Genomic DNA, 21,486 nt, shown 5'->3' with positions numbered 1-21,486 from the left:
TATTCCTCACTATTATGTCGGCTCTTTAACCATTTTTAAGAATGTCTGAAGATTAAATTCCTGCATCTGGCTATTTACGGGCACACCTAAATTTGCCAAACATTGAGCAACAGTCGTTTTACCTTTTATATCAGCATCAGTATCATCATTTAGATATGTCTTCATACATGCTTGAGCCACAGTCAAATCTTTAGCAAAAGATGGCATTACAGCTGTTGTCGTGACTCGAATACGTTTTTGTTCAGCAATACCATCAGGTATCGTTTGCCCCCCACTGACATTTGTCGCACGAGCAAGCAGCGCTAAAGGAGGAAGCTCTTCACTGATATCTACAGGAATTTTAATAGCTATTTGTGTCACGACACCTTGGCGAGCGCTACCAAAATCTTCTGACAAATCGCAATAATTATCCGTATTACCTTCTAGTAAGTCAGCCGTGCCGTCTGTTTTCAAACGCTGTACAGCCATAGACATAACGGAACCGAATCGGACAGATGACTGAGGTCTATAGCAAAATACATACTCCCGGCCAGGTTCCGTCTCATTATCTTTTAAAGCTTTGCCAATAATGCTGGACAAGTTTGTTTGCTTGATAATATCTTCAATAAATATTTGATTAATAGGAGTATCAGCTGTTTGACTAGAAAGCTGCCCAACTTGGGCGTTTGCTGCAATATTTGAAGTCGTCATAGCTGTCTGTATAGATAGAACACCCACTACCGTAATCATTAATAAGACAAGCATCACCACAATAATTGTAGCGCCCTGTTGTCTATTTATACTAATTCCCACTTTCATAGACCTTCTCCCCCAAACCATTACGCAATGCAATCGTGGTCGCATATAAACGGCGCATATATTTAGTTTTTGTATCAGTAGCTTTTATCTCGGTGTCTAAAAACTTAAATGATTCTTTCGAAGGATCAATATTATTACTGCTGGTAGAATCCTTTGACCGCACAAGCACCATGACGCGAATAGAAATAATACGGGGAATATTTGGCACTACTGCTGTTTTAACAGAGTCTTTATATTGCTGAATAGTGTAATATGCAAATTTATCCCCAACTTTAGCCCCTAAATAAAATCTCAATTGATCAACCCGCGGCATAATAACTTCACCGTTATTAGAGTCATTCAAACCCGTTATTGAAACCGAAGTGCTTCCAGGAGTATTTGCATCACATGCCAGTGATAAATTAGAACCATCAGCTCTTAAAAAATAACGCTGTATAACGTACTCATTCGCTTTTACTTTTTTACCTTCACAATTCAGCATGTCATTTGGCGCAAAAAACTGGATAGTTAACTGATCACTATTGCCTGTTGCACTAGCCTCCCCATTTGAACTCGTTAACAATCCTGCATCTACATCTTTCAGCCCTAGATTCGCATTTGTTTCACCGCTAGTTAATACAATTCCTCCCATTGGAGTTGTATTATTCAAAATAGGATTATTTATATTGCCATAATTTGCTAGCCTGATATCTCTAGCCATATATTCCAATCCAAAAACACCGCTATCCTGCAGTTCAGCGCTTGCTTCCTGCATTCTTGATGTAATAATCCCCCCTATAAACAATTGCAAAGCAGCAGCACTTACAATAAGCCCAATAACAAGAGATACCATTAATTCAATTAGTGTAAAACCGCGCTGCTTTAAAAATGTAGGTTGAATTAAACTCATAATATTAGTAAGCCTCCATCATTAAGCATTTAGCAGAATTCACATAAATACCCTTATTATTCATACAAACACTGTAATCATCTGCTTTCAGCTTACTAAATGTCTCATCCCAAGCCGCAAATAGACATTGTCTCTTAACCGATTTCACACCCGGACAATCAGTCATTGTAATTGCCATATTCATTGTGGAGGCCGCCTGTGCAGCCATATAAGCATCATATTTTGCTAAATCGGCTGGAGTACAAGTTTTATTAAAGCAAGATGGTGATGCCGAGGGTTTTTTTACTGCAAAGTAACTCTTAATTGCAGCAGGATAATTTGCCTGACCATCTGGATTGGCACGGATACTTTCAGTTAAGCCTCTTAAAATAAGTGTTGCCTGTGACTTGGTTAATGCTTCTGATGTAAAATCAACAGCTTTAAGCTGTAAAGCTGTATAACCCAATACCCCAATAGCAAGAATAACTAAAGCAACAAGCACTTCCATAAGCCCTACACCTAATTGATTATATCTATTGGTCATACACAAGCTCCCGAACTGTTTACACTGATATCACCCAACAAAGTGATCACAATTTCTACAGATTTTTTTTCTGAACATACTGTTATTTTTCTAGCTTTAGGAACACCACTCGCGATACTATCCAAAGAAGCGCCTGTTTGGCCAAAAATCAGCATTGTGTCTCCATTCACCTTTACACTATCTTTGACGTTTATAAGAATAACTCTGTTAGAATTTTTATAAGGCTCTACGCTTGTAGATGATACACCTGCAGCTATTAAACATTGATCTGCAGTCATAGCGGTTGAACCATTTATTTTTTCTGGGCACACAATAACTGGAGCACGTAATCCTGCTGCTCGACTTCGCCCCTCATTTAATGCTTGCATTATTTGTTTTTTTGTTTGATTCAACTTATAAGATTTCATTATCTCTGAAAACGATGGTGCTGCAATTGAAGCCACAATTGCTAATACCGCAATAGTGACCATCAGCTCAATTAACGTAAAACCTTTATTCTTTTGCACACTCTTCCCCAGCTCCAAAACTTTCCCCTATTAAAAATAATATCTATAAATTTTACAAAACCTACACAGAGCAGATAAAAGGCATAAAAAAACAGATAACTGTCATATTATAGCTATCTGTTTAATTTTTAATAAAAAATAAATTGTTAAATAGTTAACAATTTAAGCCTGTGTTACAGGAATACGTAACTCTTTCGGCAAACTAAAGGTGATATTCTCTTCTCGCCCATCCAGCTCTTTGGGTGCCTGTGCACCCCAATCCTGTAAACGCTGAATCACCTGCTTAATTAAAATTTCCGGGGCGGAAGCACCTGCGGTTACCCCAATTTTAGAAATATTGGTAAACCATTCCTGCTTGAGCTCATCTGCATTATCAACCAAATAGGCTGCTTTACCCATACGTTCCGCCAGTTCGCGCAAGCGATTTGAATTCGATGAATTCGGTGATCCTACAACCAACACAACATCGCAACGTGCTGCTAAATCACGTACTGCATCCTGACGGTTTTGTGTCGCATAGCAAATATCATCTTTGCGTGGACCTTGAATATTCGGAAATTTTTTGCGAAGCGCATCAATGACTTTCGCTGTATCGTCAATCGACAAAGTCGTTTGGGTCACAAAAGCGACTTTCTCAGGATTACGAACTGTTAAAGCAGCGACGTCATCTTCATCTTCGACCAGATAAATGTCACCGCCATTATTTTTATCATATTGCCCCATAGTGCCTTCAACTTCTGGGTGACCCTCATGACCAATCAGAATCGCTTCTACTCCCTCACGGGCATATTTGGTCACTTCAATATGTACTTTAGTGACCAATGGACAGGTCGCATCAAAAACTTTTAAACCTCGGCGTTCGGCTTCCTGCTGCACAGCCTTAGACACCCCATGTGCACTAAAAATCACGATATTGTCATCCGGAACTTCATCTAGCTCATCGACAAAGATCGCACCGCGCTGACGTAAATCATCTACGACAAATTTGTTATGCACCACTTCATGACGCACATAAATGGGTGGATTAAAGCATTCTAGGGCACGGTTCACGATCGCAATGGCACGATCCACACCGGCACAGAAACCACGCGGGTTAGCTAAAACAATTTCCATAGAAATCCTCAGTACTCACTCAATTTATGGCGCTACAATTGAAATAAATGTAAAACAATCGACGTACAACTATTTAGTTTAAAGCCGGTCTACTCTAAAATAGAGAAGATATTTTATCATATCAGGAAAAATATCATGTCGGGTCTCTTGTTTGTCGTTTCTGCAGCGTCTGGAACGGGCAAAACATCCCTCGTTAAAGCATTACTTGAACGCGTCAACAATCTTCATGTTTCTGTTTCTCATACGACACGCGGTCAACGACCTGGCGAACTCGATGGCGTACATTATCATTTCTCGACTAAAGAAGACTTTTTAAACCTGGTCGAAGAAGGTGGTTTTATTGAATATGCCGAAGTCTTTGGTAATTATTACGGTACAGCACAAGCGACTGTAAAAGAACAACTTGCTAAAGGTCATGATGTATTGCTTGAAATTGACTGGCAAGGTGCACAACAAGTCCGTCGACTTTTTCCTGAATCTAAACAGATTTTCATTCTTCCGCCAAGCCAGTTTGATTTACGTCAGCGTCTTTCCAACCGTGGTACAGACTCTGTTGAAGTGATTGAACACCGTCTTAGCTGTGCAGTCGAAGATATGCAGCAGTACGTCAACTTTGATTATGTCATTATCAATGATGACTTTAATAAGGCATTACATGATCTTGAATCTGTGATTATCGCCAATCGTCTGGTCCTTTTCCAGCAAGCGACCCGCCATGAAAAACTGATCCAGGCTCTAATTACTCCAAGCGAACAGTGATTAAAACTTGAGTCTCCAGACAAAGCATTTTATACTGTGCAGTCTGTTGAAATTTACTATTCAAAACGAGAATTCTTATGGCACGCGTAACCGTTGAAGATTGTTTAGACCATGTAGACAACCGCTTTGAGCTTGTACTAGTGGCAAGCAAACGCGCGCGTCAATTGGCACGTCAAGGCATTGAACCAACTGTGGAGTGGGACAATGACAAACCGACTGTAGTTGCTTTACGTGAAATCGCTGCAGGTCATGTATCAAAAGATATTTTGAAACAACGTGATCAAGATTATCAAACTTCAAGTTTAGACCTTGCTCTTTCTGCAAATAATCTAAATTTAGATGGTTTTTCTTTTCAATAAGAATAAACCATTCCAAAAAGCCTAGTTTTAAACTAGGCTTTTTTTGTTCTGTGACTTTTATATTTTGCGCAGAACGGTTATAACATAAGGGTTAGCTCTAAAGTCAGTATAAATTTTTCACTTGTTGATATGAAAAAACTGACCCACTTTATGTTATACATTTCATACGAGCTTTCTCTGTTTTATTTGTTAAAAAATCCAGTTTTAAAGGTGTTTTATGCCAGGCCCACAGGTCAGTGAAGCTAAGCAACAGTTAAAAATTATTATCGACGCGTACTTAAGTGAAAGCGATGTCGAACGTGTGCTTGCGGCCTGTGATTATGCCGATATCGCCCATGATGGCATTACCCGTAAAAGTGGTGAACCTTATATTCTGCACCCTATCGCGGTGAGCTGTATTCTGGCCCATATGCGTCTAGATACTGAAACCTTAATGGCAGCGCTGCTGCATGATGTCATTGAAGATACCGACTTCAATAAAGATGACATTACAGAAAAATTTGGTAGTACGGTTGCAGAGCTGGTTGATGGTGTCACCAAGCTCAGCCATTCCAGTGATAAAGAATATAATAAAGCGGCCTCTTTCCGAAAAATCCTGCAAGCTACTTTACAGGATCCACGTGTCATTATTGTGAAACTGGCAGATCGCTATCACAATATGACTACGCTGGAAGCATTACGCCCGGATAAACGCGCCCGTATTGCCCGTGAAACCTTTGAAATTTTCGTTCCAATGGCACGCTTGGTCGGCATGAACGAAATGGCAGATAATCTGGAACATCTCTGTTATCAGAATCTGGATCTGGATATGTATAATGATGTCCAGGCTGCCCTTTTAGAAACCAAGCCTAAACGCTGTGAATATCAGGCCAAGTGGGAACAGAAACTTAACGAATTACTACAGCAATATGCCATTGAAGGCCGGGTTAAAAAGAAAAACAATAATATCGAGCTATTACGCCATTTTGTAAAAAATGATATTGATCTGCAGGAACTTACGCATAGCCACGCATTTGAAATTATCTTACAGAGCATTGCCGACTGTGACCGTCTCGCAGATATCCTGACTGAGAGTTTTACAGTTCAAAATTATCAGGACAATATTCGTCGCCCTCTGCCAGGTGGCAACCAGTCTTTAACCATGCGCTTAAAAGGTGAAAAGACCACCCTATCGCTGACTATTCAAACTGAACTAATGCGCAAAGCTGCGCGCTTTGGTGTTGTACTGGGCGAAAATGCGCCTCAAGCCTGTCGCTCTGCTATTCAGGCATCCATGCAAAATCTGAACGTACTGGTTGATGGTGAATGCGCCAAAACTACGTTCAGCGAATTACTGGATTATCTGCATCAGGAAAAAATTTGGGTTTATACCCCTCACGGTCATCTGCATGAGTTGCCGCAAGGTGCGACTGCTGTTGATTTTGCCTATGCTGCCAGCCTGTTCTTGGGTAACCATGCTATTGGCGCCAAAATTAATGGCGAAACCAAGCCACTTTCTACGCCATTATTGAGTGGTCAGGTGGTTGAAGTCATCACCGATGTTCTTGCTACCCCAAACCCGGACTGGCTCAGTTTTATTAATACCCAAAAAGCCCGTCGTGCGATTCAGAATATCCTGCGTGATCAGGATATTGATGAACAGCGCCTTGTGGGTCAACAGGCCCTCAACCGCGCCTTAAAACTTTTCCAGTGTTCTATTCGTGATCTGACCGAAGCTGATTGGAAAAATGTACTGGAATGGCGTCATGTTCCCACTAAAGAGCAACTATTTGAACAGATTGCTGTAGGTGACTTATTACCACAACTGGTCGCCAATCATTTATTCGCACATGACCAGCATCAAAATGCGAATAGTTCAGGTCGCCTTATTCAAGGTACTGAGGGTGTAGATGTTAAATACGCACATTGCTGTAACCCGGTACTTGGTGATCCAATTCAAGGTCATCTGACTCGTCGTGGCCTAATTGTACATCGTGCCCGTTGCCATAATTTATTGCAGGAACAACATATGCATCCTGAAAATATTATGCCTCTACAATGGACGACTGAAGATCTGGATGATGTCAGCTTTACTGCCTATCTCTGTATTGATCAGGCCATGGACGATGAACAGATTTCCGATCTGATTTATCAATGTCGTAAAGGCCATACAGGTGTAGAGATGGTGCGTAATTATGATGGCAAAACTTATGTAAATATTGTGGTGCATAACCGTAAACAGATTGCCAAGATTATTCGTGATTTACGCATGCATTTTGGTTTTCCACGTATTACCCGCTTAGAACAACCGCTCAATATTGCTGAAACCTCTAAAGCCAGTTAATCATTTAAAACGATAATGCTTTTGTCAGTTGAATTGATCTAATATGATGTATGTTGATGTTGACATCCTCCAGCTAAAGCAAGCGGATTCCTACTGCTAGACGCTCATGCCCAAGCGCAAGTATGTTCTTAGCGGAATTTAAATCACGATGATTTATACTTCCACACTCACATTCCCATACTCTTATTCGCAAATCTGTTCTACCTTTGGGACTGCTAGAGGTGATTTCACCGCAGCACGAACAGATTTGGGTTGTGAATTTCTCACTGACTTCCTCAAACAATACCCCTGCGTTCTCGCATTTATACTTGAGCATTGTTTTCAGTGCTGAAAATCCTGTGTCCAAAACAGATTTCGCCATCTTGGTTTTTACAAGTTTGCTCGCACTTAAGTCACCTACAACAATCAGTGCATTTTCTTTCACAAGCAGAGTGCTTGCTTTATGCAAATGGTCTTTACGACAATTGGCAATTTTAGCGTGTAATGCACGTACACGTTTTTTATTTCTTGCTCTTTGAGCAATCCCTAATTTCTGCTCGTAATTACGGTAAAACTTAGGATTTGAAATTACAGTACCATCTGAGCAGGTGGCAACGTCTTTTAGACCAAGATCAATACCAATCGCTTTAGTTGCCGTTGGTTTGTCTTGTTTAGGTGAGTCCACAACAAGACACACATACCAGCGCCCACGACTATCCTCAACGAATGAGCCTGTTCTCACGCTGTATTTACTTATGCCGTAGCTATCCCATAGCTTAAATTTCTGCTTGCCGTATTGCACATATCCATCAGCATATTTAATCGCTACTTTTTTAAATGGTATCCAACCAAGCGAACGTCTTGCTGACTTCTTGTTACTCACACGCCATTTCAGCTTTGCTTTCTTGTGTTGTCTTCTTTTATCAACATATTCTTCTGTTATCCCTTGCACTGTTTGACTATGCAAACCACACAATTTTGAAGTTCCTTTTGTGTATTGAGTCATATCAAATGCTGAGAAAAAGTCACCTGTTCTTTTCAGGTGTTTGAAACTCAAATCATTCACATAATTCCAAACAAAGTTCACCTCAGATGCTAATTGGTCTAGCACCTTGCAATGTTTGTCTTTTATGCGTAATTTAAGTGTTTTCATGAGCTTATTTTAGATCATGTTAAATTAAAGGTGTTGATTTTAAAAAATTCAACGACATTTTATGTCGTATCGCTTATATCTCTGCCCTGAAGGACAGAGTTTTACGCTCCATTTGATAAAAGGAGAAATTAATGTTCCGCCAAGTAATCCATACTGAAAATGCCCCTGCTGCCATTGGCACCTATTCGCAAGCCATTCTTGTGGGCGATACCCTGTATCTATCTGGTCAAATAGGTTTAGATCCATACAGCATGGAACTGGTTGAAGGCATTGAAGCACAGATTCGCCGTGTATTCGATAATTTAAAAGCCGTCTGCGAAGCGGCCGGTGGCTCTCTGGCAGACATCGCCAAACTGAATATTTATCTGACTGATTTATCGCACTTCCAGCTGGTGAACCAGATTATGGGTGAATATTTTGCCCAGCCTTATCCAGCACGTGCAGCACTCGGTGTTGCCAGCCTACCGAAAGATGCTCTGGTCGAGATGGATGGCGTAGTCATCATTCAGCAATAATTTTTAAAATTTATGTAACACCTAAGCTTCTATATTTCGTTTGCAATCATGAATCACTCAAGCAAAAACCCGAGCAATAATCGGATTTTTGCTTGAGTGATATTTTTTTATCTAAATCACCAATCACAATAAAAGCTATTTCAAATGATTTTTATTGACAAACGATAACAATTATCAATAATATCTCTTATCTTATTTATTCACTGTGGTTGTATCCTATGTACGTTTGTCTATGCCGTGGCATTACAGATCAAGACATTAAAGATGCTATTGCAAATGGCGCCGAAAGTTACCGTGATGTACGCGAAATGCTTGATCTAGGGACGTGTTGTGGTCGTTGTGCTCCTGAAGCCCGTATGATCATCAGTGATGAAATTTCCCAGATTGCTGCACGGCTAGCGGTTGCTGCCTAAAGCGGATAACGATAATTATAAAATCAATGGTCTCGTATCATTACTCCTCCCCCGCCTCTGACTCTGGCGGGTTTTTATTGCTTTATATTTCACCTGAAGCTTTTTGATTGCGATTTTCATTTGCAGTTCAATAAATTACTCGCCATTGCTCGCTCGATTGATTTAAGATAAGTTAATCAAAAACCCATAGCGATAAATGGGTTAACAGGCTATATGGAGTGATACAATGAAAGGCAATCGTGATGTAATTAATCAGCTGAACCAGGTGCTGTATCACCACCTTACAGCGATTAACCAGTATTTCCTGCATTCACGCATGTTTAATGACTGGGGCATTGAAAAACTGGGTTCGGCAGAATATAAAGAATCGATTGTGCAGATGAAGCATGCCGATAAAATTATTGAACGTATTTTATTTCTGGAAGGCTTACCAAACTTGCAACATCTTGGCAAATTGTATATTGGCCAGCATACGCAAGAAGTACTGCACTGTGATGTACGCAAAGTAAAAGAAAATATTGAAGTCATTCAGCAGACTGTGGCTTTAGCAGAAACACAGATGGATTATGTGACTCGTGACTTAGTGCGAGAAATTCTGGAAAAGGAAGAGGAATATCTGGACTGGACTACGACTCAGCTAGATCTTATCAAAAGTATTGGTATCGAAAACTATATTCAAAGCCAGCTCTAAACTTAGAATGAATTAATAAAAAAGCCAGCAATTGCTGGCTTTTTTATAGGGAATTTATCTTGGTATATCCTGAATCAATTCCTCATAACTAAGTTCAGTTTTCTGAATGACTTTTAAGCGTTGCAACTGATGCTTGGCTTCATCTTCATAACCATTAAAAGCTAGCAGTTTGGCATATTTAATCAGGTTATATTTAGTTGGATAACTTAATACCATCTGCTCACCTGCTTGAATCCGTTCAGGGGAGGCTTTGCTATAAGGATTAAGACGAATCCAGTCAATACGATGATTAAACTCTGTTAACAAATAGATTGGCTGTTGATTGGTGATTTTTTCAGGCTGTTGCTCATAACGAATACTTTGGCCAAGTTTGGGTACAGCGACATCATAATCCCGATAGATCGCAATCAATAACAGCAGCCCAAATCCAAAAATGAGTTTCATCGCTATAGAAGGCAAGGTCACGGTTTTGATATTTGGATTTTGTGCTAGAACCGTACCAATAATAAACCCAACCGGTAAAAGGAAATAGGCGTAATGCTGAGGAAACTCAAACATGGCATGGGTAAGAAAAGCTCCAATCATCAATATACCAATGACCGACTCAGGGGTCTTAACCCATCGCTGCATTTGATAACCCAAATAGCCGAAATAGGCTAAGAAAGGCAGACCAATAACTAGCCCATTCCACAGCAAGAAATCAATAATTAAGTTATGTGCACTGCGAATCCAGACCGGACCCTGCACTGTATCACTGATCGAGACAAAGGCAACACTGGTCTGATACCAGCCATAACCAAACCATGGCTGTGCCTGAATGGCCGCTAGCATTTGCTGCCAGATTGAGAGGCGTGACATATCTCCAGTAGCACGAGCAACTACATCACGGCTTTGCACTATATCCGCATCTATCACCTGAGCAGCTAACTGGCTAAGTAGTGGGAAAACAGCAATACACGCAATAAAGAAAACAAACCATATAATGCTGTAATACCATTTCAGGCGAATGATCCCTTTATATTGATAGAACGCCAGATACAACAAAATCGCGATCGCAGCCACCCAAGCAGTACGGGACTGACTTAAAGCAACTCCCATAACAATAGGTAAAGCACAAGCCATGAGCCATTGGGTCGGGATTTTTTTCTTCTCATACAGATAAAGACAGCTCATCAATGCCATGACCAAAAAAGTCGCCATATTATTTGGCTGAGCGAAATTAGCATAAGGCCGCTGATTACCACTGATATTAACCATGCCCGGTAGGATTGAATCCAGATTCATCCACTGACACAAAGCAATTAAACCTGTGATTGTTCCTGAAGCTAAAAAAATATAGCTTAAGTTGGTAAAAGTTTCTTCGCGATTAAACTGTCCTGTTGAAAGGTTGTAACCTAATACAGCCGCTAGCCAAAAACTGAAGACAAAAATACAGCCTAGCATTGCCGTACTAAAGAAAAATACCTGCCCTGCTAGCAACTGGATTAAGGAAATACAAGCCAACAACAATAAAGGCAAGCTAATCGACGGTATTTTAATTTTTTCTTTTAGAAATATCACAGCTAAAGTAAATAGGGAGAAAAATGCATAAAGCTCACCTGTATAGGTAACCCATGGTCGATAATGCACGGGCATGAGCCACGCGAGGGAGATGAGGATTGCTGCGATCAGGGCAAGCGTGAATTTCATAGAAATGTCAGGCGGTAAAGGTTTGGCACATGATAAACAAAAAGCAGCCACTTTTGTAATTTGATCAGAATATCTGAAAAATTCGAACTCACTTAATTTCGACCACAAATATAAACATCAAATAGAAAAAACTGACACTTTTTGTCACTTAGTTACATAAATTTACTTATATGTTATCTAAGATTTTTAATCTCTTAAACAATATATTGATTTAAAAAGAAATAATCGAGTAATATACTTTGGCACACTTTGTGCAAAGTATAAATTAGCTTACAAAGCTTATAATTAAATTAACAACATTTGTGGAGAATGTTATGAACGCTCAAAAAGGTTTTACCCTTATTGAATTAATGATTGTTGTAGCAATTATCGGTATTCTTGCTGCAATTGCGATTCCTGCTTATCAAAACTACACTAAACGTTCTGTTGACAACCAATGTTTGGCAAATACCAAAGCATTTACTAGTCAAAAAATTATGTTCTTGAACGACCCTGAAGGCAAAACTGCAGATCCTACTCCATCTACTTTTGAAACAGGTAATTGTAAGAATATTACTTATACGGCACCTGTAGTAAATGCTGATCCTACAAAATCTACACCAGGATCGGTAACAGCGAAAATTATTAAAGGTTTAACTGGTAAAGTTACTTGTGATTTAGATAATGCTAAATGTACTACTAGTGGGACTGCTAACGATTCATAATTCAAACGTTTTAAAAAACGCATCTTTATAGATGCGTTTTTTTGTTTTAACTCAAAATTTTCTAATAACAGCGAATTACACTTTTCCAAAAGCTTTTCACAATCTTCTTTAAACTGCTTATAGTCAGTTCTCACTACCTTGATCTTACTTTTAGCCTTTTCAACCTGTCGTGTAGAAGAAAGAATTTTGCCCTGCTTCTTGCGCAGCCAACCCAATAGCCTCAATCAATGCAGTATGACGGCTCTTCTTGATCGATCCCCGTTTACGTCCTGCTTCCAGTGCCACGGTATCATTATTAATTGCAGAACCTTTCGGTAGAACCATCGGTTTATTGGCTTTTAAACGCTCTAAAGTAGTTAGCGATTTTCGTAGAGCTACCCCAGAATAATCGGTTTATTCCCCAATTCATTTTCTAAATCATCTATTTTCCGATCGTAGTACTGATCTAGTACTTCACCAATCTGCTTCACACCTTCAATGACACCTTCTTTAAACCTCTGCTGAGCCAGATTTTGAATAATGTTTTGACAGATTTCATCCCAGACCTGCTGGGTCGTTGCATTCTTAATTCCCCGATCAATCACAATTTCAACCTTGTGCTCGCACAGGTTCAAATAAAGCAAGATCCCACTATTATATTCAGTATCCCAAACCCCAATTTCAGCAAATAACTGTCGGGCACGACAAAGTGTATCCTGATAATAAGCAGAACGAGAAGGTAGAGATCCTTCAATCACGACCTGAATTTCTCCCACATGCCCATGCTCTGCTTCTTCTACAGCTAATGCAATCGCATGCTGGTCCTGCTTGGAGAAAAATCGCTTGGTTGCAGGCATATAAAAGAAGTGCTTAAGCCAACGCTTAAAACTTGGTTGAGCATGTTCTTCCAGCTTAGGTTGCGTGACAATCTCTGTCGTACCTGTCGTTGTTACCATGAGCCTGATGCTCCTCCCCCACCAAAACCACCGCCGCCTCCACCGAAGCCGCCGCCTCCAAAACCGCCACGCCCATTACTACCGCCACGACCTCCACCTGCCATGAAAGCATGCAGGATCAGCTGGGCAAGTGAGGTCACGAGCAAAAAGAAGACTCCAGCACCAATTAATAGGCTAGCAACCAATCCCATACCGTTGACTAACCCGGCTGCTGTGCCCGCTACTGCGGCAGTGGCCGCACTTAGCTTCCTGCCAAAGATCATGGAACCAATGACACCAGCGACGATAATAAAAATAACCGAACCAAAAGTCGCTTGAGATGCTTGCTGCGCTTTATAAGCCTGCTCCTGACGCTCTTTAAGCTCAGCCGCTGCTTGAGCTGCAATTTCTGGATCCAGATTTAGAATACGCTCTATTTCTGCCAGCCCAGCATCTATCCCTTGTGCATACTGACCCTGCTTAAACAAAGGTGTAATTTTGTTATTAATAATCCGTCCAGCCACAATATCCGGCAGAACGCCTTCTAACCCATATCCAGTTAAAATCTGGATACGATGATCATTTACTGCAATGGTCATTAACAGACCATTATCATGTTCTTTTGATCCCAGTTGCCAGCGATCTGCCACACGCATGGAATAGTCAAAAATATCTTCCTGGCCCGTGGTAGGTACAATTACCACGCCGATCTGAGCCTTACCCGCCTGATAAAGATTGATGATTCGTTGACTAAGTTGCTGTTTTTCTTCTGACGTTAATAAATTTGCCTGATCAATCACCGGTTCATTCATGCTGGGCAAGTTACGCTGAACCTGACCTTCAGCCATATCATTGGCAATTTGTGGCTGCGGTGCTGTATCTGCAGATTCTACATTTTGATCCGTAGTATTCGTTTTAGGCTGCAAAATTTCACGTGCAACAATCACTTCTTCTGTATCAGTTGCTGTTGCTGTTTCACTCCAGGCAGGATTCATCAGGCTCATAATGAGGCTGAGAAATAGACCTATATAAAGTTTTACAGCGCTTATATGCATCATTGCAGCCACCTTATTAGTGATTACCCAAGATCAAGCTTAGTCAAATGAAACCTTAGGTGCCTGTTGCGCACTCTGCTCTGCACTAAAGTTTGGCTTGGTATCCATGCCAATGACTTTGGCCGTCATCACCTGCGGGAACTGACGTGCATAAGAGTTAAAATCTTGTACCGTCGTAATATAACGGTTACGCGCTACCGCAATACGGTTTTCAGTACCCTCAAGTTGTACCTGTAAATCGCGGAACTGCTCATTGGCTTTCAAATCAGGATAATTCTCGGTTACGGCCAATAAACGCGATAAGGCACTGGTCATTTGTGCTTGAGCTTCCTGATAGCGCTGGAACAGTTCAGGATCTTCCAGCACTTCACGGTCGACTTTTAGGCCTGCCACATTGGCACGTGCCTGAGTCACTTCAGTTAACACCTGCTCTTCATGTGCGGCATAGCCTTTGACAACATTCACTAAATTTGGCACCAAGTCAGCACGACGCTGATACTGGTTTTGTACTTCAGACCATGCCGCAGTCACCGCCTCATCCTTAACTTGTAAGGTGTTATAGCCACAACCTGTAAGCGTCAGGGTACTGGCTAACATCAGAGCAATGAAAGATTTTTTTAATACAGGAATCATCTTTTCTCCTCAATTCTTTATTGATATTTATTTAATAAATTTGATTTTAAACATATTTTTCTCATTTTTTGTTAATTTTTATAATTTTTTATTTATACCGTTTTTATTCCTTCTGTTCTGCTTCAGAGCTACGAATTAATATTGGATATATTGATAAGTTTAAATCCATATTTATTATAACTACTTAGAACTAAGCTGAATAAATTAGTAAAATGAAGAAAAATAAAAAACCCGCCGTAGCGGGTTTTTTGAAATGCATAACTAAACTAGATTAAACATCAAGATAATCCAGAATACCTTCTGCAGCCTGACGACCTTCCCAGATCGCAGTCACGACCAGGTCAGAACCGCGAACCATATCACCACCAGCAAAGATTTTTGGATTCGAAGTCTGGAATTTGTATTGCTGCTGTTCAGCTGCAAGTACGCGACCAGAACCATCCAAGTTGATTTCTACATCAGTGAACCAGTCTGCTGGGCTGGTACGGAAACCAAATGCCAGCAATACCGCATCTGCAGGCAGAATTTCTTCTGAACCTGGAATTGGTTCCGGACTACGGCGGCCACGGCTGTCTGGTTGACCCAGTTGAGTCGTTACCACTTTTACGCCAGTCACTTTGCCATTTTCACCCACGATTTCGATAGGTTGACGGTTGAACTGGAATTCCACACCTTCTTCACGCGCATTTTTTACTTCACGACGTGAACCCGGCATGTTCGCTTCATCACGACGATAAGCACAAACCACTGACTCAGCACCTTGACGGATTGAAGTACGGTTACAGTCCATCGCGGTATCACCACCACCGAGGACAATGACTTTTTTGCCTTCAACGCTGATGTATTCTGATGGGTCTTTTTCCCACCCCTGGCAACGGTTCACGTTAGCAATCAGGAAATCGAGTGCATCATACACTCCATCCAGATCTTCACCAGCAAAGCCACCTTTCATATAAGTGTATGTTCCCATACCCATAAAGACAGCATCATAGTCAGCGAGTAACTGGTCGATAGTAACATCGGTACCAATTTCAGTATTCAGACGGAATTCAACACCCATACCCGTGAAGATTTCACGACGGCGTTTCATCACGTCTTTTTCCATCTTGAATTCTGGGATACCGAAAGTCAGCAGACCACCAATTTCAGGACGTTTATCAAATACAACAGGTTTAACACCATTACGTACCAGAATATCAGCACAGCCTAGACCGGCAGGACCTGCTCCAATGATAGCAACCTTCTTATCAGTCCATTTCACATGAGACATGTCTGGACGCCAGCCTAAAGCGAAAGCGGTGTCATTAATATATTTCTCGGCATTACCAATGGTGACTGCACCAAAACCATCATTCAAGGTACAAGCACCTTCACACAGACGGTCTTGAGGACAAACACGACCACAGACTTCTGGCAAAGTATTGGTTTGGTGACACAGTTCTGCTGCCTGGAAAATACGGCCTTCTGCCAGTAACTTCAACCAGTTTGGAATGTAGTTATGAACCGGACATTTCCATTCACAGTACGGGTTACCACAACCTAGACAACGATGTGACTGATTTGCAGCCACTTCTGTTGTGAAAGGTTTATAAATTTCCACAAATTCTGCTTTGCGGACGTCAATCTCTTTTTTCTCTGGATCTTGGCGTGCGACATCCAGGAATTGAAAGTCATTATTTAGGCGCTCTGCCATCTCTCTCTCCGTGGGTAGACCCAAGGCTTAATTCGCATTACCTTAGGTCTGCCTATATCTGCAGTAGTGGAATTATTGTGGATCAGCTTGAGTTGTTTTCAACAAGGTCAATAAGTTAGCTGCTTTTGGTTTTACCAGCCAGAACTTACGACTATAAAAATCAAACTCATGGCGGATCTTGTACGCCCAAGCACTACCTGTTTCTGCAATATGTTCATCTAAAATGCGAAGCAAAAAGGTCTGATGTTCTTCCATCGCTTCAGTTGAGATACGGTTCAGTTCAATCAACTCATGGTTGTAATGATCTACAAAATCATTGTCCAGGTCCAATACATAAGCAAAACCACCGGTCATACCTGCACCGAAGTTATGACCTACTTTACCTAGGACAGTCACAATACCGCCAGTCATATATTCACAGCAGTGATCGCCTGCACCCTCAATCACAGCAAAGGCACCAGAGTTACGAACTGCAAAACGTTCACCCGCAGTACCCGCAGCAAACAATTTACCACCAGTCGCACCATACAGACAGGTATTACCAATGATCGCAGTATTTTGAGTCTGGAATGGCGAACCTTTCGGTGGGAAGATCGAGATACGACCACCTGCCATACCTTTACCCACGTAGTCGTTCGCATCACCTTCCAGTTTCAGATGCAGACCACCGGCATTCCAGACACCGAGTGACTGACCCGCTGTACCAGTCAGATTTACTTTAACTGGATGTGCTTCCATACTCAGGTTGCCATAACGTTTGGCAATTTCACCTGACAGACGTGCACCAATCGAACGGTCACAGTTACCTACTGTGAAGCTGTATTCACCACCTGTACCTGCTTCGATCGCTGGCAGAATTTCTTCTACCATTTTCTCAGCCAGAATACCTTTATCGAATGGTTCATTACCTTGTACTTCACAGTACTGTGCTTTACCTTCTGCTGCTGGATGTGACTCTAGCAGTTTGCTCAGGTCAAGGTGAGCATGTTTGTCAGTTTCACCTGGCAGGATTTCCAGCAAGTCGGTACGACCAATCAGGTCTTTCAGGCTAGATACGCCAAGTGCCGCCAACCATTCGCGAGTTTCTTCAGCAATGAAAGTGAAGAAATTGATCAGCATTTGAGGTTCGCCGATGTAGTGCTCTTGGCGCAGATGATCCTGCTGAGTTGCAACACCGGTCGCACAGTTATTCAAGTGACAGATACGCAGGTATTTACAACCTAAGGCAATCATTGGAGTCGAACCGAAGCCAAAGCTTTCTGCACCCAAGATCGCTGCTTTTACCACGTCAAGACCAGTTTTTAAACCACCATCAGTCTGAACGCGTACTTTGCCACGCAGGTCGTTTACACGAAGTGCTTGATGCGCTTCACTTAAACCTAATTCCCATGGAGAACCCGCATGGTGAATCGAAGACAATGGAGATGCTGCTGTACCACCGTCATAACCGGAAATAGTAATGAAATCGGCATAAGCTTTCGCAACACCTGCCGCAATCGTACCTACACCCGGTTCAGATACCAGTTTCACCGATACCATCGCTTGTGGATTAACTTGTTTCAAGTCAAAGATCAACTGAGATAAATCTTCGATTGAATAGATATCGTGATGTGGTGGTGGTGAAATCAGGGTCACACCTGGAACAGAATAACGTAAACGGGCAATCAAGCCATTCACTTTACCACCAGGTAACTGACCACCTTCACCTGGTTTCGCACCTTGAGCCACTTTAATCTGCAACACTTCTGCTGAAGTTAAGTACGCTGGGGTTACCCCAAAACGACCAGATGCAATCTGTTTAATTTTCGAGTTACGGATGGTGCCATAACGCGCTGGATCTTCACCGCCCTCACCAGAGTTAGAACGACCGCCAATGGTGTTCATGGCAATCGCAATCGCTTCATGTGCTTCAGGAGATAACGCACCCAAAGACATACCCGCGGAGTCAAAGCGAGGCAGAATCTCTTCTACAGACTCAACCTGATCCACTGGAATTGAGTTGTCAGTTTTCAGCTTGAATAAGTCACGAATCGTTGCAATCGGACGGTTATTTACCAGTTCTGCATATTCTTTAAAGTCAGCATAATTACCAGAACGTACTGCTTTATGCAGTGAGTTAATCACGTCCGGGTTAAACGCATGGTATTCCTTGCCGAAGACGAATTTCAGCATACCGCCCTGATCGATTGGCTTACGGTTTTTCCATGCCAAATCTGCCAGTTGTTTCTGGTCATTTTCAAGGTCAGCAAAAGTTGCACCCTGGATACGGCTCGGAACACCTACGAAGCATTTATTCACAACTTCATTGGATAAACCGACTGCTTCAAACAGCTGACCGCCACGGTAAGAAGCCACGGTTGAAATACCCATCTTAGACAGGACTTTCAGCAGGCCTTTTTCAATCCCCTTACGGAAATTGTTTTGTGCATATACTGGATCGCCCAGCAATTCACCTTTAGCCACCAGATCATTGATCACGTCATATGCTAAGTATGGATAAATTGCTGTCGCACCAAAGCCAAGCAGAACGGCAAATTGATGTGGATCACGGGCGAAACCGGTTTCAACAATCAGGTTCGCATCAGTACGCAGACCAGTATTGATCAGATGATGATGTACTGCACCAGTGACCATCACAGCATTGGCTGGCAAGAAACCTTCACGGATTTTCTTGTCTGAAAGTACCAATAAAGTTTTGCCGTCACGAATCGCTTGCGCTGATTCTTCGCAAATACGAGCAATCGCAGCTTCTAGGCCTTCAGTTTCAGCATAGTTCAGATCAATATCCGCAATCTCATAACCTGTACGGCCTAGCGTGCGGATCTGATGCATTTTTGAATTAGACAGGACCGGACTTGAAATAATCAGACGGTCTGCATGTTCTGGACCCTGTTCGAAAACATTTTGTTCACGACCTAAACAGGTTTCCAACGACATCACGATCGATTCACGTAATGGATCGATTGGCGGATTCGTTACCTGTGCGAACTGCTGACGGAAATAGTCTGATACATGACGTACCTGACGTGACAGAACCGCCATCGGGGTATCATCACCCATAGAACCCACAGCTTCCTGACCGCTTTCAGCGATTGGACGCAGTAACTGGTCACGTTCCTCGAAAGTCACCATGAACATTTTCTGTGCCGCTTTCAGGTTGTCACCTTTCAAGCCTCGCTCACATAGATATTCTTCCAGCTCAGGGCTACCTTGTAGACGTACAGCATTTTCACGTAACCATTCACGGTACGGACGCATACGTTTCAGGTGATTATTCACATCCTGAGTATCTAATACTTTACCGGTATAAGTATCGATCACCAGCATTTGGCCAGGACCCACACGTCCTTTAGAAATGACATCTTCAGGTTCATAACCCCATACACCGATTTCTGACGCCAGTGTGATGTAGCCATTTTTAGTGATGACCCAACGTGCCGGACGCAAGCCGTTACGATCCAGCATACAGATCGCATGACGACCGTCTTGGATAACTAAACCAGCAGGGCCATCCCATGCTTCCATATGTTTAGAGTTGAACTCATAGAATGCACGTAAATCAGCATCAAGCGTTTCAACGTTCTGCCAAGCAGGTGGAACCAGCATACGTAGCGCACGGAACAGATCCATACCACCACCCACGAGGATTTCCAGCATATTATCCAGACTAGATGAATCTGAACCAGTACGGTTTACGATTGGACTCAGCTCAGTCAGACCTGGCAGTAACGGGTTTTCAAATTTAGGCGTACGCGCCATTGCCCAGTTACGGTTAGCCGTAATGGTATTGATCTCACCATTGTGCGCCAGGTAACGGAATGGCTGAGCCAGTGGCCAGCGTGGCAATGTATTGGTAGAGAAACGTTGATGGAAGACCACGATATGTGATGCCAGACGCTCATCAGCCAGGTCAGTATAGAAGTCAGCAATCGCTGCTGGCATCATCAGACCTTTATAGCTGATTACAGTTGAGCATAAGGTCGTCACATAGAAATATGGATCACTGGTTAACTGCTGCTCAGCACGACGACGCGCAAGGAACAATTTGCGGTTGAATTCAACTTCAGTCACACCGATTGGGCAGTTAACAATCACCTGCTCAAAAGCTGGCAGAGACTGCATTGCAATCTCACCGAGCGCATCATTATTCGTCGGTACAACACGCCATGCGATAACGCGACAGCCTTCTTCTTCAATTTCTTTCGTCAGGACTTGTTTTGCATGTGCGGCTAATGCTGGATCCAGATTCAGGAATACTGTACCCACAGCAAAAATCTCACTTAAGGTAATGTCACTTAAGCGTTTGGCCTCTTCACGGAAGAATTCTTTAGGCATTGCCAGCAATAGACCACAACCATCACCGGTCTTGCCATCAGCAGCAATACCGCCACGGTGGGTCATACAACTTAGACTATGAATTGCGGTCTTGACCAGATCATGACTGGCATCACCCTGCATATGGGCGATCAAACCAAAACCACAGTTATCTTTAAACTCATCCGGTTGGTATAAACCTTGAGCGGGAGCTACATTATTAGGCGATGGCATGTGCATAGCGTACCCTTCTTTTCACTAAGCCCGATAGGCTATTAAACAATCTAAATTCTGCTGTGCGTGACTGTCTGATTTACTCCGCAAGCTAAGCAGCTTTATAGAGCAAAATATCATTGAGTATCTTTTCAACATAATCCTTTTTCAGACGGAATGCATGAAAAATAACATTCATTTTGCTGATGGATAAGATAAAAATAAGCAACAAAGATGACAATTACGCCTA

The 21,486-nt window shown here is 42.0% G+C and carries 19 protein-coding genes and 1 pseudogene; 7 read left to right on the top strand and 13 right to left on the bottom strand.

What is annotated here, in order from left to right:
- Positions 1–12: 12 nt before the first annotated feature.
- The 5 genes from FTV13_RS04520 to ispH all read right to left on the bottom strand — a co-directional run bounded on the left by FTV13_RS04520 (position 13) and on the right by ispH (position 3,829).
- Positions 13–798 carry a hypothetical protein gene (locus FTV13_RS04520; protein WP_180011155.1) on the bottom strand — a complete coding sequence of 262 codons (786 nt, stop codon included), beginning with the start codon at positions 796–798 and terminating at the stop codon, positions 13–15.
- Positions 782–1,687, bottom strand: a complete 906-nt coding sequence (locus tag FTV13_RS04515) for a PilW family protein (RefSeq protein WP_180011154.1) — start codon at positions 1,685–1,687, stop codon at positions 782–784. Before FTV13_RS04515 ends, FTV13_RS04520 begins: the two co-directional genes overlap by 17 nt.
- 4 nt (positions 1,688–1,691) lie before the next feature.
- Positions 1,692–2,210, bottom strand: coding sequence for a type IV pilus modification protein PilV (gene pilV / locus FTV13_RS04510; RefSeq protein WP_180011152.1), 519 nt, complete (start codon positions 2,208–2,210; stop codon positions 1,692–1,694).
- The gene (locus FTV13_RS04505; RefSeq protein ID WP_373687235.1) at positions 2,207–2,716 is read right to left on the bottom strand and encodes a Tfp pilus assembly protein FimT/FimU; all 510 of its coding nucleotides are present in this window, start codon (positions 2,714–2,716) and stop codon (positions 2,207–2,209) included. The genes pilV and FTV13_RS04505 overlap by 4 nt, the downstream gene beginning before the upstream one ends.
- A gap of 162 nt (positions 2,717–2,878) precedes the next feature.
- Positions 2,879–3,829 (bottom strand): 4-hydroxy-3-methylbut-2-enyl diphosphate reductase, encoded by a 951-nt coding sequence (ispH, locus tag FTV13_RS04500; protein ID WP_159122677.1) that lies wholly within the window; start codon positions 3,827–3,829, stop codon positions 2,879–2,881.
- Between the two features lie 135 nt (positions 3,830–3,964).
- Here ispH and gmk point away from each other — a divergent pair, with 135 nt between their 5' ends.
- From gmk to FTV13_RS04485, 3 genes are all read left to right on the top strand, one after another.
- Positions 3,965–4,588, top strand: coding sequence for a guanylate kinase (gmk, locus tag FTV13_RS04495; RefSeq protein WP_180011148.1), 624 nt, complete (start codon positions 3,965–3,967; stop codon positions 4,586–4,588).
- A 77-nt stretch (positions 4,589–4,665) separates the two neighbouring features.
- Positions 4,666–4,947 carry a DNA-directed RNA polymerase subunit omega gene (gene rpoZ / locus FTV13_RS04490; RefSeq protein WP_004650579.1) on the top strand — a complete coding sequence of 94 codons (282 nt, stop codon included), beginning with the start codon at positions 4,666–4,668 and terminating at the stop codon, positions 4,945–4,947.
- Positions 4,948–5,164: 217 nt separating this feature from the next.
- Positions 5,165–7,270, top strand: coding sequence for a bifunctional (p)ppGpp synthetase/guanosine-3',5'-bis(diphosphate) 3'-pyrophosphohydrolase (locus FTV13_RS04485; RefSeq protein ID WP_004787093.1), 2,106 nt, complete (start codon positions 5,165–5,167; stop codon positions 7,268–7,270).
- 73 nt (positions 7,271–7,343) lie between these two features.
- Here FTV13_RS04485 and FTV13_RS04480 read toward each other — a convergent pair whose 3' ends face one another.
- Entirely contained in the window at positions 7,344–8,402 is a 1,059-nt protein-coding gene (locus tag FTV13_RS04480; RefSeq protein ID WP_004787095.1) for an RNA-guided endonuclease TnpB family protein, read from the bottom strand.
- A 131-nt stretch (positions 8,403–8,533) separates the two neighbouring features.
- On the opposite strand from FTV13_RS04480, the gene FTV13_RS04475 reads away from it, so the two are divergent.
- From FTV13_RS04475 to bfr, 3 genes are all read left to right on the top strand, one after another.
- Positions 8,534–8,917 carry a RidA family protein gene (locus FTV13_RS04475; RefSeq protein WP_004787096.1) on the top strand — a complete coding sequence of 128 codons (384 nt, stop codon included), beginning with the start codon at positions 8,534–8,536 and terminating at the stop codon, positions 8,915–8,917.
- Between the two features lie 218 nt (positions 8,918–9,135).
- Positions 9,136–9,330, top strand: a complete 195-nt coding sequence (locus tag FTV13_RS04470; protein WP_004787097.1) for a bacterioferritin-associated ferredoxin — start codon at positions 9,136–9,138, stop codon at positions 9,328–9,330.
- Positions 9,331–9,556: 226 nt separating this feature from the next.
- A complete protein-coding gene (gene bfr / locus FTV13_RS04465) occupies positions 9,557–10,021 on the top strand; it encodes a bacterioferritin (protein WP_180011146.1) in 465 nt (154 codons plus the stop codon).
- 54 nt (positions 10,022–10,075) lie between these two features.
- Here the strand turns inward: bfr and FTV13_RS04460 are convergent, their stop codons facing one another.
- Positions 10,076–11,710, bottom strand: a complete 1,635-nt coding sequence (locus FTV13_RS04460; RefSeq protein ID WP_180011144.1) for a PglL family O-oligosaccharyltransferase — start codon at positions 11,708–11,710, stop codon at positions 10,076–10,078.
- A gap of 314 nt (positions 11,711–12,024) precedes the next feature.
- Between FTV13_RS04460 and FTV13_RS15835 the strand changes: the two genes are divergently transcribed.
- Positions 12,025–12,414: a prepilin-type N-terminal cleavage/methylation domain-containing protein gene (locus tag FTV13_RS15835; protein WP_180011143.1), complete on the top strand. Its 390-nt coding sequence runs from the start codon at positions 12,025–12,027 to the stop codon at positions 12,412–12,414.
- Positions 12,415–12,452: 38 nt separating this feature from the next.
- On the opposite strand, the pseudogene FTV13_RS04450 reads toward FTV13_RS15835, so the two are convergent.
- The 6 genes and pseudogenes from FTV13_RS04450 to gltB form a co-directional block, all read right to left on the bottom strand.
- Positions 12,453–12,738, bottom strand: a pseudogene (locus FTV13_RS04450) (hypothetical protein); the annotation flags it as partial.
- A 50-nt stretch (positions 12,739–12,788) separates the two neighbouring features.
- Entirely contained in the window at positions 12,789–13,349 is a 561-nt protein-coding gene (locus FTV13_RS04445) for a TPM domain-containing protein (RefSeq protein WP_180011141.1), read from the bottom strand.
- Positions 13,343–14,386 (bottom strand): TPM domain-containing protein, encoded by a 1,044-nt coding sequence (locus FTV13_RS04440; RefSeq protein ID WP_180011139.1) that lies wholly within the window; start codon positions 14,384–14,386, stop codon positions 13,343–13,345. Before FTV13_RS04440 ends, FTV13_RS04445 begins: the two co-directional genes overlap by 7 nt.
- A 36-nt stretch (positions 14,387–14,422) precedes the next feature.
- A complete protein-coding gene (locus FTV13_RS04435; protein WP_004787108.1) occupies positions 14,423–15,016 on the bottom strand; it encodes a LemA family protein in 594 nt (197 codons plus the stop codon).
- A gap of 271 nt (positions 15,017–15,287) precedes the next feature.
- Positions 15,288–16,709, bottom strand: a complete 1,422-nt coding sequence (locus FTV13_RS04430; RefSeq protein ID WP_004787110.1) for an FAD-dependent oxidoreductase — start codon at positions 16,707–16,709, stop codon at positions 15,288–15,290.
- A gap of 72 nt (positions 16,710–16,781) precedes the next feature.
- The gene (gene gltB / locus FTV13_RS04425) at positions 16,782–21,257 is read right to left on the bottom strand and encodes a glutamate synthase large subunit (RefSeq protein WP_180011138.1); all 4,476 of its coding nucleotides are present in this window, start codon (positions 21,255–21,257) and stop codon (positions 16,782–16,784) included.
- Positions 21,258–21,486: the final 229 nt, after the last annotated feature.

This window comes from Acinetobacter sp. YH12235, assembly GCF_013417705.1.
In the GTDB taxonomy this organism is placed as follows: Bacteria; Pseudomonadota; Gammaproteobacteria; order Pseudomonadales; family Moraxellaceae; genus Acinetobacter.
Note: the sequence above shows the minus strand (reverse complement) of the source record. Positions and strands in the feature narration are given on the sequence as shown.